Annotated in this window: 11 protein-coding genes; 7 read left to right on the top strand and 4 right to left on the bottom strand. The window is 62.4% G+C overall.

The genetic code is table 11. The features are described 5' to 3' along the window. Window positions 1–102: 102 nt before the first annotated feature. Window positions 103–522: a DUF1036 domain-containing protein gene (locus tag HQ843_RS14680; RefSeq protein WP_180902186.1), complete on the top strand. Its 420-nt coding sequence runs from the start codon at window positions 103–105 to the stop codon at window positions 520–522. Beyond that, window positions 522–1,961, top strand: a complete 1,440-nt coding sequence (pyk, locus tag HQ843_RS14675; protein ID WP_180897622.1) for a pyruvate kinase — start codon at window positions 522–524, stop codon at window positions 1,959–1,961. Before HQ843_RS14680 ends, pyk begins: the two co-directional genes overlap by 1 nt. A 331-nt stretch (window positions 1,962–2,292) precedes the next feature. Here pyk and HQ843_RS14670 read toward each other — a convergent pair whose 3' ends face one another. Together HQ843_RS14670 and HQ843_RS14665 are read right to left on the bottom strand one after the other, a co-directional pair. After that, on the bottom strand, window positions 2,293–2,727 hold the full coding sequence (locus HQ843_RS14670) for a DUF1489 family protein (protein ID WP_180897623.1): 435 nt from the start codon (window positions 2,725–2,727) through the stop codon (window positions 2,293–2,295). 53 nt (window positions 2,728–2,780) lie between these two features. Next, window positions 2,781–4,193: an L-serine ammonia-lyase gene (locus tag HQ843_RS14665; protein WP_180897624.1), complete on the bottom strand. Its 1,413-nt coding sequence runs from the start codon at window positions 4,191–4,193 to the stop codon at window positions 2,781–2,783. A gap of 519 nt (window positions 4,194–4,712) precedes the next feature. Between HQ843_RS14665 and HQ843_RS14660 the strand changes: the two genes are divergently transcribed. Together HQ843_RS14660 and HQ843_RS14655 are read left to right on the top strand one after the other, a co-directional pair. Next, a complete protein-coding gene (locus HQ843_RS14660; RefSeq protein ID WP_180897625.1) occupies window positions 4,713–5,423 on the top strand; it encodes a DUF599 domain-containing protein in 711 nt (236 codons plus the stop codon). After that, a complete protein-coding gene (locus tag HQ843_RS14655) occupies window positions 5,420–6,340 on the top strand; it encodes a DUF1624 domain-containing protein (protein WP_180897626.1) in 921 nt (306 codons plus the stop codon). Before HQ843_RS14660 ends, HQ843_RS14655 begins: the two co-directional genes overlap by 4 nt. Window positions 6,341–6,361: 21 nt before the next feature. Here HQ843_RS14655 and HQ843_RS14650 read toward each other — a convergent pair whose 3' ends face one another. Both HQ843_RS14650 and mgtE read right to left on the bottom strand, forming a co-directional pair. Further along, window positions 6,362–6,751, bottom strand: coding sequence for a MerR family transcriptional regulator (locus tag HQ843_RS14650; protein WP_180897627.1), 390 nt, complete (start codon window positions 6,749–6,751; stop codon window positions 6,362–6,364). A gap of 55 nt (window positions 6,752–6,806) precedes the next feature. Next, window positions 6,807–8,222 (bottom strand): magnesium transporter, encoded by a 1,416-nt coding sequence (gene mgtE, locus HQ843_RS14645; RefSeq protein WP_180897628.1) that lies wholly within the window; start codon window positions 8,220–8,222, stop codon window positions 6,807–6,809. 198 nt (window positions 8,223–8,420) lie between these two features. Between mgtE and HQ843_RS14640 the strand changes: the two genes are divergently transcribed. The 3 genes from HQ843_RS14640 (at window position 8,421) to HQ843_RS14630 (ending at window position 13,807) form a co-directional block, all read left to right on the top strand. Beyond that, window positions 8,421–10,715, top strand: a complete 2,295-nt coding sequence (locus HQ843_RS14640) for an FdhF/YdeP family oxidoreductase (protein ID WP_180897629.1) — start codon at window positions 8,421–8,423, stop codon at window positions 10,713–10,715. Continuing rightward, a complete protein-coding gene (locus HQ843_RS14635; protein WP_180897630.1) occupies window positions 10,715–11,005 on the top strand; it encodes a hypothetical protein in 291 nt (96 codons plus the stop codon). The genes HQ843_RS14640 and HQ843_RS14635 overlap by 1 nt, the downstream gene beginning before the upstream one ends. A gap of 225 nt (window positions 11,006–11,230) precedes the next feature. After that, a complete protein-coding gene (locus HQ843_RS14630; RefSeq protein ID WP_180897631.1) occupies window positions 11,231–13,807 on the top strand; it encodes a putative bifunctional diguanylate cyclase/phosphodiesterase in 2,577 nt (858 codons plus the stop codon). The last annotated feature ends 521 nt before the right edge of the window (window positions 13,808–14,328 follow it).

Here is a 14,328-nt window from a genome sequence, read left to right as displayed (position 1 = left end):
ATCGTCCCACGAGATCAGGCTCCCATGCTGTCAACTCCGAAACGTCTTCCCATCGCCTCCCCCAACAAAGCCTTTCAGGGGCACGGCCTGACGGTCGCCGGCATGATCGCCGCCGGCCTGTTCGCCGCGGCCTTCTGGTCGCCGCGCGCGGCGCACGCGGAATTTCGCGTGTGCAACGACACGGCCAACCTCGTCGGCGTGGCGGTCGGCTACCGGGCGGAAGATGGATGGACCTCGGAAGGATGGTGGCAACTCCCGGCCACCACCTGCGCGACCGTCGTGCCCGGCCCGCTTCAATCGCGCTACTACTATCTCTACGCCGAGGATGCCTCCGGAAGCGGACGCTGGACCGGCTATACCAACATGTGCGTCGCCGAAGATGAATTCGAAATCACCGGCGTCCAGGACTGTTTCGCGCGCGGTTACCAGCAGATGGGTTTTAGCGAATATGACACAGGGCGGGAAGAGAGCTGGACCGTTCAGCTTTCCGACACGCCCTCCACCCAGGAAAGTCAGAATTGATGAGACGTCACAGAAAAGTAAAGATTCTCGCCACGCTCGGCCCGGCCTCCTCGGAGGAAGAGCAGATCGAGGCGCTGCACAAGGCCGGCGCCGACCTGTTCCGAATCAATATGAGCCATGCCAGCCACGACCTGATGCGCACGCTGACCAAGCGTATCCGCAACGTCGAGGCGCGCTGTGGCCGGCCGATCGGCATTCTTTGCGACCTGCAGGGCCCCAAGCTGCGTGTCGGCAAGTTTCTCGACGGTAAGGTCGAGCTCGAGGTCGGCCAGACCTTCACGCTCGACGACCGCGACGAACCGGGCAATGAAAAGCGCGTGTTCCTGCCGCATCCGGAAATCCTGCAATCAGTTCAGCCCGGCCACCGGCTGCTGATCGATGACGGCAAGCTGCAGCTTCGCGCCGAAAAATGCGACGGCCGGAGCATCGAATGCACCGTGATCGCCGGCACCGGCATCTCCGACCGCAAGGGCGTCAGCCTGCCCGATACGCTGCTCGGCGTCGGCGCGCTGACGGAAAAGGACCGCGCCGACCTCGACGCAGTGCTGGAAACGGGCGACGCCGACTGGGTGGCGCTTTCCTTCGTTCAGCGTCCCGACGATCTTGCCGAAGTCCGCAAGATCGCCCGTGGTCAGGTCGGCCTGATGTCGAAGATCGAGAAGCCGCAGGCGATCGAGCGGATCGAGGAAATCATCGAGATGAGCGACGCGCTGATGGTCGCCCGTGGCGACCTCGGCGTCGAAATGCCGCTGGAAACCGTGCCCGGCCTGCAGAAGAAGCTGATTCGCCTGTGCCGCGCCGCCGGCAAGCCCGTGGTGGTCGCCACCCAGATGCTGGAATCGATGATCACCTCGCCGGTTCCCACCCGCGCGGAAGTCTCCGACGTCGCGACAGCCGTGTTCGAAGGCGCTGATGCCGTCATGCTTTCGGCAGAATCGGCCGCCGGCGACTATCCGGTCGAGGCCGTCAGCACGATGGCATCGATCGCAAGGACCATCGAGCGCGAGCAGCTTTATCCGCAGATCCTCTACGCCCAGCGCCCGCAGCCGGAGGCGACGGGCGCGGATGCGATCTCGCTGGCGGCGCGCGAGATCGCCGAAACGCTGAAGCTGACCGCCATGGTCTGCTACACCGCGTCCGGCACCACCGGCCTGCGCGCCGCGCGCGAGCGGCCGAACGTGCCGATCCTGGCGCTGTCGCCGGTGGTCAAGACCGCCCGGCGGCTTTCCGTGGTCTGGGGCCTGCACTGCGTGGTCGCCGACGAGCCGACCGATCTTGAATCCATGGTCGACGGCGCCTGCCGGATCGTGGTCGATGAAGAAATCGGCAAGCCCGGCGACCGGATCATCATCTCCGCCGGCGTGCCGCTCGGCACCCCCGGCGCCACCAACATGCTGCGCATCGCCTATATCGGCATGGATGGCCGTTCGGGCGTGTGAGGTCTTGAGGGGCGGCGGCTTAGCGGCCGCCGTCGCTCGATAGACGTGGAGTTGCGTGAGCGCCTTGCGGCTTGCTCCCAATATTCTCTCCCGCTTGCGGGAGAGATGTCGCGACAGCGACAGTGAGGGTGAAGCGGCATTTCCAAACGTGAGGGCGTCCGGGTGGATAGACTCGACCCTCACTGTCGCTGTCGCGACATCTCTCCCCTCCGGGGCGAGAAGACTGGGGGGCTTTGCGGTTAAACCGAATGCGACGGCGCTGCCCTTGAGCGGCATTTGAGTCTACGGTCTGCTTGACTTCATCAGTTCCATAAAAAAAGAATCCCCTGCCCTACAGCAACCCCAGCTCCGCCAGTTCGGCGCGCAGGTCCTCCGGCATGTCGCCGCCGCCATCGCCGAAGTCGAGGTCGCGGGGGGCGTCCTCCGGTTTGAGGTAGCGCCAGCCCTGGAAGGGTTTTCGGGGCACGGGAACGGTGTCGATCACCTGCGGCGCCAGGATGAGGTCGCAGCGCTGGATGCCCTGGCCATCGGTATGATTGGCGATGTCGAGCAGCGCCTGGCGGGCGCGGATCTGGCCGCTGATGACCCAGTAGAGCGAACCGCCATCGATTAGTTCCTCGCGACGCTTCGGCGTCATTCGCGTGGTGTGGATGCTGTGCGGCTCCTGGCCGAGCGCGATTGCCGCCATCGCGCGGCGCGACACCCATTCGCGCAGATCGTCAATGCCGGTGGCGCCGACGCAGAGTTTGAGAAGATTGAGGCTCATGCCCTCATCAAACGCCGGGGGACCGCACAGTCAAGGGTGAAGTTCGGCGGGCTTCAGCAATCCACCACATTGACGGCGAGCCCGCCGGTGGAGGTCTCCTTGTATTTTTCGTGCATGTCGCGGCCGGTCTGGCGCATGGTCTCGATGCAATTGTCGAGCGGCACGAAATGGCTGCCGTCGCCCTTCAGCGCCAGCGAGGCGGCGGTGACCGCCTTGACCGCGCCAAGCGCATTGCGCTCGATGCAGGGCACCTGAACCAGGCCCGCGATCGGATCGCAGGTCATGCCGAGATGATGTTCCAGCGCGATCTCGGCGGCGTTTTCAACCTGTTCCGGCGTACCGCCCATGGCGGCGGCAAGCCCGGCGGCGGCCATCGCGGCGGCCGAGCCGACCTCGCCCTGACAGCCGACTTCCGCGCCGGAAATCGAGGCATTGGTCTTGATGATGCCGCCGATCGCGGCCGCCGTCAGCAGGAAATCACGGACCGCGGCTGTGCCCATCGGCTTCTGGAATTCACGGAAATAGCGCAGCGTCGCCGGCACCACGCCGGCCGCGCCATTGGTCGGCGCTGTCACCACCCGGCCGCCGGCTGCGTTTTCCTCATTGACGGCCATGGCGAACATCGACAGCCAGTCATTGGCCATCATCGGGTCGAACTGGTTGGAGAGCCGCGCCTGCGACAATTTCTCGTAAAGCTTGCCGGCGCGCCGCTTGACCCGCAGCCCGCCGGGCAGTTCGCCCTCGCCCTTGAGACCGCGATCGATACAGCCATCCATCGCCGTCCAGAGCAAATCCAGCCCGGCATCGAGTTCGCCGCGCGGCATCCGCGCCTCCTCGTTGGCGCGTTTCATGGCGGCGATGCTGAGGCCGGAGCGGCCCGCCATCTCCAGCATTTCCTTCGCGGAGCGAAACGGGAAAGGCGTATTCTCATCGGTCTTTTCGGCTGCGGGAAAGGTTTTTTGCTGTTTCCACGCCGCAAGCTCGGTATCGGAGAGCACGAAACCGCCGCCGATCGAATAGTAGACCTGGCGCAGCAGGACATTGCCATCGGCGTTGAGCGCGTAAAAGGCCATGCCGTTGGCGTGGCCCGGCAGCGCTTGCCTGCGGTCGAAGATCACATCCTCGTCGCAATCGAACAGGTAGGCGGGGTGGCCCGACGGTTGGACTTTTCCGCTTTTCCGGATTGCTTCGAGAATCTCCGGCATCTCGTCCGGATCGACGGTATCCGGCCGCTCGCCGGCAAGACCGAGGATCACCGCGCGGTCGCTGGCATGGCCGACGCCGGTATAGGCGAGCGAGCCGTGCAGGCTCACCCTCAGCCTGGAAACAACGGTCCCGGCAGGCCGCGGCCAGTCGTTCGATGCGAGCAGGTCGACAAACCGGTTGGCCGCCGACATCGGTCCCATCGTGTGGGAACTCGACGGGCCGATCCCGATCTTGAAAACCTCGAATACCGACAGAAACAAACCGCCACCTCCAGATTTCGCGCCCGACACTACGCCATCTTCAGCGAAAATGGCACCGCCACGCAGGCTTTGGACCGACATGGCCCGCATGCGTCTACGACATCGCAAACCGCAGAATGTGGCGGGAGGATAGCGGAAATGAAAACAACGGCGGCCCGAATGGGCAGCACCGTTGTTCTCTTCAAATTCCGGGCCGATCAGACGGCGACGATAAGATAGGCAAGTCCGAGAATAGCACCAAAGCCGATTACAGCCCTGAGGGTCACACCCCAACAGGATTTGTGTGCGGTATCTACCATGATTACTCCGATTGACATGACCCGGCACGCCCTTGGGAGAATGCGTGCGGATGGTTACCGCTTTATTAAACTGTCACATAAACTGCAATGGGTATTCGTGGAAAATTTAGAAAATGTCCGCTTGCAATGGTAAAAGACAGGAGACAAAACGGTAACGACGCGATCGAAAACGTCGTTCGCCATCCGGATCGGACAGCCGAAAAGCGCAGGCAGAAAGTTAATGACGACAGTCGATCTATTCGCGCTTATCTTCTTCCTGGGCTGCTGGTTCCTGTTCGACAGCCTCGTCAGCGGTCGTTTCCGCCCGTTCTCCCGCCGCAGCCTGACCGAGGTGATGTCGATCCACCGCAAGCGCTGGATGCTGAACGCGCTGACGCGGGACCTGAAGATCATCGACACCCAGATCATGGCGGGGCTGCAGAACGGCACGGCGTTTTTCGCCTCGACCTCGATCTTCGCCATCGGCGGCTGTTTCGCCTTGATGGGGGAAGCCGACACGGCGCAGTCGCTGTTTCAGGACCTGCCGCTGGTGGCGCCGAGCACGCGCGCGGCCTTCGAGATGAAGGCGGGCGGGCTCGCGGCGATCTTCGGCTACTCCTTCTTCAAGTTCGGCTGGTCCTACCGGCTGTTCAACTACAACACCATCCTGTTCGGATCGTTGCCGATGATGGCGGAGACCGAACGCGACAGGGGACGGGCCGAACGGCTTGCGGCCCGGATCGCCGAGGTCAACATCATCGCCGCGCGTCATTTCAACACCGGGCTCAGGGCGATCTTTCTGTCGATCGGCTATCTCGGCTGGTTCCTCGGCCCTTACGTCTTCATGGCCACCACCGCATTCGTCTTCATGATCCTGTTGCGGCGGCAATATTTTTCGGATGCGCGAACAACCGTCATAGCAGCCCTTGAGGGCGCGGAGGAAATGTCTTGAGCGAGAATGCCAAACGGCGGATTCATGCCATCGACGCCGCGCGCGGGATCGCGCTGGTCGCGATGGCGGTCTACCACTTCACCTGGGACCTCGATTTCTTCGGCTATGTCCGTTCCGGGCTCGCGACCACGGGCGGTTGGGCGATCTTTGCCCATCTCATCGCCGGCAGCTTTCTGTTCGTGGCCGGCTACAGTCTGTGGATGGCGCAGGGCACGCGTCTGCGGATGGCCTCTTTCCTGAAGCGGCTCGGAATACTGGTGCTGGCCTCGCTGGCGATTACCATCGTCTCCTGGTTCACGACGCCGGACGCGGTGATCTATTTCGGGATCCTGCACAACATCGCCGTCGCATCGATCATCGGCCTGTTGTTCCTGCGTGTTCCAGCGCTCGTGACGCTGGCCGTTGCCATTGCCGCGGTCATGCTTCCGCATTTCGTGAGGTTCGATGTGCTGGATCCGCGCTGGCTCGCCTGGATCGGCATGGCGGCGCACCCGCCGTCCTCGAACGACTATGTGCCGCTGCTGCCCTGGATCGGACCGTTTCTCGCGGGGCTTGCAATCTCGAAGCTCTCACTCGGCTGGCTGAAACGCCAGAGGCAGATACCGAAGGGCGAGAACATTCTCACCTTTTTCGGCCGCCACAGCCTCGTCTTCTACCTGCTGCACCAGCCAATCCTGTTCGGGCTCGTCTATGGCGCGACGCTGGTGATGCCGCCCGATCCCTCCCCCGCCTATCTGTCGAGCTGTCAGGCGAGCTGCGAGCGCACAGATGATGCCGCCTTCTGCGCGTCCTACTGCGCCTGCACGCTCGACACGCTCAAGGATGAAGGCCTGCTCGGCCCGCTGATGCGCAACCAGACCACGGAGCAGGACGCGGTCGCGCTCGGCCGCATATCGATGATGTGCAGCAGCCGCTAAATTTTCAAATGGGGAGAAACGTCAGGTGCCGACGCCGATTTCAGCGAGCCGGCCAAGGCAGTTTTCCTCGGCCAGATCCAGCTCGCCCATCAGTTCGTCGATGTCGCGCCGCTTCTGGCGCAGCGATTCGCGCCAGGCCTTGATCGATTCCATCGTCTTCTTGAGCTCTTTCGTTTCGCTGGGAAGGCCATGGAACAGGGCCAGCACGTCCTTGATCTCGGAGAGCGACAAACCGATGCGGCGGCTGCGAAGGATTTCCTTGATCATCACCCGCTCGCCCTCGCTGTAGAGCCGTGTCCGGCCGCGCCGCTCGGGCTGCAAAAGGCCCTCATCCTCGTAGAACCGAAGCGTCCGGGTCGATACCCCGAACTCGCGCGTCAGTTCCGAAATCGAATAATGCCTTCTCTGCACGTTCCCGCCCCGTCATACTTTATTCAAGCAATTCTAAATGTAAGTGCCGACATAACTAGATATTAAACCACCATGTCGCAATTCCCAAAAACGAGAAAAAACCGATCACATCCGTGGTGGTGGTCACGAAAACGGACGATGATATGGCGGGGTCGGCGCCGGCCCTGTCGAGAAGCAGCGGAATCAGGATACCGGCCATGGCGGCGGCGAACATGTTGATGATCATCGCGGCGGCCACGACGCCGCCAAGCTGGGGATTGTCGAACCAGTAGCCTGCGGCAAGCGCGATCAGCAGCGCAAAGGCAAGCCCGTTGAAAATGCCGACGCCCGCCTCCCTGCGGATGATCCGCGCGGCGTTGTAGATATCGAGGTCGCGGGTGGCGAGCGCGCGCACCGTCACGGTCATGGTCTGGGTGCCGGCATTGCCGCCCATGGAGGCCACCACCGGCATCAGCACCGCGAGCGCGATCATCTTGCCGATCGATTCGTCAAACAGGCCGATCACGCTGGCGGACAGAAACGCGGTGCCCATATTGATCAGCAGCCAGCCGAAACGCGAGCGTATCGCACGGAAGATATTGTCCGACAGTTCCTCGTCGCCGACGCCGCCGAGGCGCTTGATATCCTCATCGGCCTCTTCATGGATCACATCGACGACGTCGTCGATCGTCAGCACGCCGACGAGGCGGTCATTGCTGTCGACCACGGCGGCGGAGAGAAGGTCGTACTGCTCGAACACCTGCGCCGCCTCCTCCTGATCGAGTTCGGCGGCGATCGGGTGGTTGGTGTCGTGCATGATCGCTTCGATCTTGACCTGACGCTTGGTCCGCAGGATCTGGTCCAGATAGACGGCGCCGAGCAATCGGAATGTCGGATCGACCACGAAAATCTGCGAGAAACTCTCGGGCAGTTCCTCATCCTCACGCATGTAATCGATCGTCTGACCGACGGTCCAGAACGGCGGCACGGCCACGAACTCGGTCTGCATGCGCCGACCGGCAGAGCTTTCGGGATAGTCGAGCGATCGGGCGAAGCGGATCCTTTCGGTAAAGGGCAGCTTGGAGAGAATCTCCTCGCGATCGTCGTCGGCGAGGTCCTCCAGAATGTAGACGGCATCGTCGGAATCGAGCGCGGCCAGGGCGGTGGCGAACTGTTCGGGGGGCAGCGATTCGATGATGTTGAGACGGATCGCCTCATCGACTTCCGTCAGCGCGGTAAGGTCGAAATCCTCGCCCAGCAGCCGCACAAGTTCCGGACGGTTTTCGTGGGAAAGCGCCTCGATGACATCGCCGGTTTCGGATTCGTGGCGGCCCGCGATCTGTTCGCGCAGGAAATCGACATCGCCATCGGCGATCGCCTGCTCTATCTGAGCAATGAATTCGGCGCTGACGGCGCCTTCCTCATTGTAGATTTCCAGCAGCGCGTCGCGCGGTTCGTTCTGACCCGGCAATACTTCGTCCAGATGGCTCATTTGTGATGACCTTTCTGTCTGCAACGCTGCCCCGCGCATGCGGTTCCCCCGGCGCCCATCTCTTAGTGGGTTTCGCATGGAAATGGAATCGCCGTCTGACAACCTTTTGATGACAGGGGTGTGAAATCGCCGCACGACGAACGCATTGAAGGACGAAACGGTTATTTGCTATGATTGATCATCACGGGAGGCATCCGCATGGATCAGAAGGATAGAAGAGCGTCGAAGGCGGCCGGCGGCTGGCCGGCGCTGATTGCCTCCGGCAGGTCGCTGGTGGCAAGCGGCGCGCCGCTTTCCGGCGTCCGGGCGCTGCAGAAGGCGAACCAGCCCGACGGCTTCGACTGTCCCGGCTGCGCATGGGGCGATCCCGAGCACGGCTCCTCCTTCGAATTCTGCGAAAACGGCGTGAAGGCGGTCTCCTGGGAGGCGACCGAGCGACGCGCCGATCCCGCCCTGTTTGCGCGACTGAGCGTCAGCGAACTCAGGCAGCTCGATGATTTCACGCTCGAAAATTACGGCAGGCTGACGCACCCGATGCGCTACAACCGCGAGACCGACCATTACGAGCCGGTGAGCTGGGCGGTCGCGTTTGCCGAAATCGCCGCGCATCTCAATGCGCTGGAAAGTCCGCACGAGGCGCAGTTCTACACCTCCGGCCGGGCGAGCAACGAGGCGGCCTATCTCTATCAGCTGTTCGTGCGGATTTTCGGCACCAACAACATGCCGGACTGTTCCAACATGTGCCACGAGGCCTCCGGCGTGGCGCTCTCCCGCTCGATCGGCATCGGCAAGGGCACGGTGCGGCTTGAGGATTTCGAACAGGCGGATGCGATCTTCGTGGTCGGCCAGAACCCGGGAACCAACCATCCGCGCATGCTGGGCGACCTCAGACGCGCGGCCGAACGCGGCGCCCGGGTCGTGGCCTTCAACACGCTGAAGGAACGCGGGCTGGAGCGCTTCGCCGATCCGCAGCGCAAGCGCGAGATGATCGTCAACGGCAGCGCCCGGATCGCCAGCGACTATTTCCAGCCGCGGCTTGGCGGCGACATGGCAGTGTTTCGCGGCATGGCAAAGGCCGTGATCGCGGCCGATCGCGACGCGCGCGCTGCAGGCGAAAAGCCGGTTCTCGACGATGCCTTCATCGCCGCCCACTGCGACGGTTTCGAGGATTACGTCGCCGCAGTCGATGCGACGGACTGGGCGGCGATCGAGGATCAGTCGGGGCTTTCCCGCATCGAAATCGAGAAAGCCGCGGCGATCTATCTTTCCGCCGACCGGGTGATCTGCACCTGGGCGATGGGCATCACCCAGCACCGCCATTCGGTGATCACCATCCGCGAGATCACCAATTTCATGATGCTGCGCGGCCATATCGGCCGGCCGGGCGCGGGGCTTTGCCCGGTGCGCGGCCATTCCAACGTCCAGGGCGACCGCACCATGGGCATCAACGAGAAGCCGCCGGCGGCGTTTCTCGATGCGCTGGAGCGAGAGTTCGGCTTCAGCCCGCCGCGCGACAATGGCGACAGCACGATCGAGGCGATCGGGGCGATGATCTCCGGCCGGTCGAAGGCTTTTATCGGCCTTGGCGGCAATTTCGCCCGCGCGGTGCCCGACAGCGGCTTCATCGAAAACGCGCTGAGAGGCCAGCGGCTGACGGTGCAGATCGCGACCAAGCTCAACGCCAGCCACACCATGCCCGGCGAAAACGCCTATCTCCTGCCCTGTCTGGGACGCACCGAAATCGATCTCGACAGTGCCGGCCAGCCGCAACTGGTGACGGTCGAGGATTCGATGAGCATGGTGCACGGCTCGGCCGGCATCAATCCGCCCGCCGACCCCGAACTGCGCTCGGAAATCGCGATCGTCGCGGGGATAGCCGATGCCACGGTCGGCTCCGACATCGTCGACTGGCCGGGCCTTGCCGACGATTACGACCGGATCCGCGATCTGATCGAAAGAACGATTCCGGGATTTCACGATTTCAACGCCCGGGTGCGGCGGGCGCGCGGCTTCGACCTCGGCAACAGCGCCGCCAGACGCGAATGGAACACGCCGAACGGCCGGGCCAATTTCTATACCGGCGCGCTGCCGGCGCGCACCGAATATCAGGCGCGGGCCGATGAACCCGATCGCTTCGTCCTCCAGACGATGCGAAGCCACGACCAGTACAACACCACGATCTACGGCATGGACGACCGCTATCGCGGGGTCTACGGCGAACGCAAGGTGGTGTTCGCAAACCCGGACGATATCACGGCGCTTGGCGCAAAGGCCCATCAGCGGGTCGACATCACCGGCCCGGATGCCGACGGCGTCACCCGTGTGGCAGCGGGTTTCAAGCTGATCCCCTACGACATTCCGCGTGGTTGCCTGGCGGGCTATTTCCCCGAACTCAACGTGCTTGTGCCGCTTTCGAGCTATGGCGACGAGAGCGGGACGCCGACCTCGAAATCGATCGCGGTCCGGCTGACGCTGCGCCAGACGGCGGCCTGATGGCAGAACTGCCGGAAGCTGCGGCAAGGCTCGCGGCCACGCTTTTCGAGGACGAGCGTCTTCACGGCGATTATCTCGCAAGCGCGGTGCTGGCGCTGGCGCTCCTGGACTTGGCGCGCGACAGCCGCTCGGCGGCGAAGCGGCTTTCAACCGCGCACGCGCTGGTGCTTCGCGCCGTTGCGATGCTTGGCGCCGAGCCGCCGCTCCTCACCCTTGATCGCCGCGATCCCCGTACACAGCGCCAGTTCTACGCCCCCGCGACGCTCGCTCTCTCCTTCATCGCCGATTAACCGACGCGACGCTTCCGGTCCTTCAAAAGGCGAACGCGTTTGACTACGGGCCGGCGCGATCCTATCACAGAAGGGGTCAAAAAATTGCGCGGTCGGAGCGCATGTTCTGACCGGCAAGGGAACATTGCCGAGGCAGGGCAGGACGGTTCAACTCCGAAACGGGCAAGTGCGCAACAGGGGATTTGCGATGCATTATGGTGCCAGGTCTCTCCAGCGGGCAGACCAATGGAGACGCTGAACGATGTGAGGAATGCTCGCGATCACAGCCGGACAATCCGGCTGCTCACGATACTCACAATACTGTTCTTTGGAACGCTCGCGATCGGCACCTATGCGGGCGGCATATTTCTCCGCGAGTCGATAAAGGAAGAACGACGCATCCTGGCAGAGGGCAGGCTGAGCACGTTCGGCAAAGCGCTCAGGACCATTTTCGAGGTTTCGATTCAAGGGGGGGAGACGCTTTCGGCGGCGCTCGCGGACGGCACCGACATGTCCCATTTCGAGCGCGCGACGGCGGCCTACCTGGCAACCGCGCCCTGGACGCAGGCGGTCATCCTGCAGCGCCCGGGCCAGCCTCCGCTGGTGCTTCCGCAATCCGCCAGGCAGGCTGTGCTCTCGCTGCCATTGCCGCCGAAGGGGAATACGGGCCAGCAGTTCTTCGGTCCCTACACATTGCCGGATGGCCAGAAGGGGCTCATCTACCGTATCGGCGCGGATAACGATGTCATTGAACTGGTGATCGGGTTCAGGTCCGTCCTGGAAGCGGTCGGCTTGCTGGAACTCGCCAAATCGACGCTGTTTTCGGTCGAGATCGATGGCATGGACAAAGCCGAGGCGATTGCCGGAAACGCCAATCTCAATGCCGCGGATACCGTCAATTTCTCCACCCAGATCGGCAATGCCAAATGGACGATCCGCATCCTTCCCGACCCGCTGGACGAGGGTCCGAATAACTGGAGCCGGATATTCCTCATGATCGCCGGCATCGTGGTGCTTGCGTTCCTGACCCCCTTTCTCGCCCTGATCATCCTTCTCAGGGCGCGGTTGCGCGACAACCGGCATATCCAGCAAAGCATGATGGCGATCGACAATCTGTCGCGCCATCTCGACGTTGCGCTCAACGCTTCGAATATCGGCCTATGGGAGCACGACCTCGATTCCGGAGAGCAGATCTGGGACGACCAGATCCTGAAAATCTACGGGATCGAGGGTTGGGGCAATTTCCATACGTTTGAAGAATGGCGCAGCTTCCTACATCCCGATGACCGCGCGCGGATGAAACGGTTCAGTTGGAAGGATACCGGCGACACGGGCTTTCGACAGGAATACCGCATCATTACGCCGGATGGCGTCGAGAAGTCGATCCGATCGGCCGGCAACGCCTTCCGCGATGCGGACGGACGACGAAAATATGTTGGCGTGAACTGGGATGTCTCCGCCGACAAGGAACAGCAGAAAGCGCTGACAGAAGCGAAGGCCCGCGCCGAAGCCCAGAATGCCGAACTCGAGAACGCGCGACTGCAGATGGAAAAATTCGCGCTCGAGGACCCGCTCACCGGCGTCGCGAACCGGCGGCACTTCGAAAAAAAGCTCGAAGCGGCGCAAACCGGCGGAACGCTGCGCGAGGGCACCAAGCTCGTGCTGATAGACCTCGACGGCTTCAAGACTCTCAACGACACGATGGGCCATGTGTTCGGCGACGACGTTCTGCGGTTTGCGGCGAACATCTTCACTGAAAAACTCGGCCCTGACGATTTTCTGGCGCGCACCGGCGGCGATGAGTTTGTCGTTCTGATGCCGCCGCAAAGCGATGTCGACGCCTTCGCTGACAGCCTCGCGAATGCCTTTGCGAAAACGGTGGAAATCGACGGACGCGCATGCAGGGTGGGTATCAGCATAGGCATTGCCGTCGTCGATGCGGAGCCCGTTTCAGCCAGCGACCTGCTGGTGAAGGCCGACCTTGCGCTCTACGACGCCAAGAATCGCGGGCGGGGCCGCACCGTGCACTACACCCATGACCTGATGGCGCAAACCTTTGAACTGAAACGCCTTGAGGACGACCTGCAGGAAGGGCTGGAACGCGGCGAGATCACCGCTTTCTACCAGCCGATTTTCGATAGCAGAACGTTCGAGGTCGTCGGGGTCGAGGCGCTGGCGCGTTGGCGGCACCCGCAACGCGGCCTGATGGAACCGAAAATGTTCATCGATGTCGCCGAAAAGCTGAGCCTGCTGCACCGGATCGATGAGATCGTGTTCGCAAAGACGCTCGACGTCCTGGGCCGCTGCGAGGCCGAGGGCATCGCGCTGCCGACGCTCTCCGTCAATGTTTCCGCCCAGCGTCTGCAGGACCCGTCACTGCTGCAGCAACTCAAGGCCGTCAAACTGCCGCCGGGCAAATTCCATTTCGAACTGCTTGAGTCGATCCCCTTCGATGACAGCGATAACGCGCTGCTGAAAGTCGTCAACGAAATCCGAAAAACCGGCATCGGCATCGATCTTGATGACTTCGGCTCGGGCTATGCGTCGCTGGTCGGACTGACGCAGGTCCGGCCCGACCGGCTGAAAATCGCCGGACAGCTGATCGAGCCGATCGTGCGTTCACCGGAAAGCCTGGTGATTGTCGAGACGATCGCAAAAATCGCGGAATCCTTTGAAATCGAGGTGATCTGCGAGGGCGTGCTGTCCGCGCAGCACAGGGACAAGCTCGACGCGATTGGTTGTCATTTCCAGCAGGGCTATTTTTTCTGCCGCCCGATGGATGAAGCACAGATCGTGCGATACCTCGCCAGGTGTCCGCGCTGACGGCTCAGCGCCGCTGGCCGCGCGAGACATGCATTGAGTGCATACCTTCCATGTCGATATGTCACTCCCCAAAAACATCAGGGCGCGCTATATAAGGATCAACAGGGTGATCGGAAGGCCAGATGGTCGAGCCGATACCTGGCCCGGAAACGGGTTACATATTCGAAGCAGCGTGCTCCTCCTCCCATACGCGCTTCGATGGGTTGACGACACTCCTCCTCCCAGTCGTCGACCAACGCAAATGACGCTCACCGGATCCTCCTCCCCCGGTGGGCGTTATTTTTTTGCCCTTCTCCCGACATTTGCCGGAATCATCCGGGAATCATTCCTGTCCAGAGCATCGGGCAATGCTCTAGATTCTTTAGTTTGACGCGTCGGGCGAAAAACCGGATTCCACTTTTTCGCCCGACGCTATAGCATGCGCGTCTGCGGCGACGTTGCGCGCCGTTCAGGACCCTCCAGGCGAACCAGCCTCAAAAATAATCACAGCGTCGGGACTGCATACGGAATGCGCAACCATG

It is taken from the genome of Martelella sp. NC20 (genome assembly GCF_013459645.1).
Taxonomy (GTDB): domain Bacteria; phylum Pseudomonadota; class Alphaproteobacteria; order Rhizobiales; family Rhizobiaceae; genus Martelella.
Note: the sequence above shows the minus strand (reverse complement) of the source record. Positions and strands in the feature narration are given on the sequence as shown.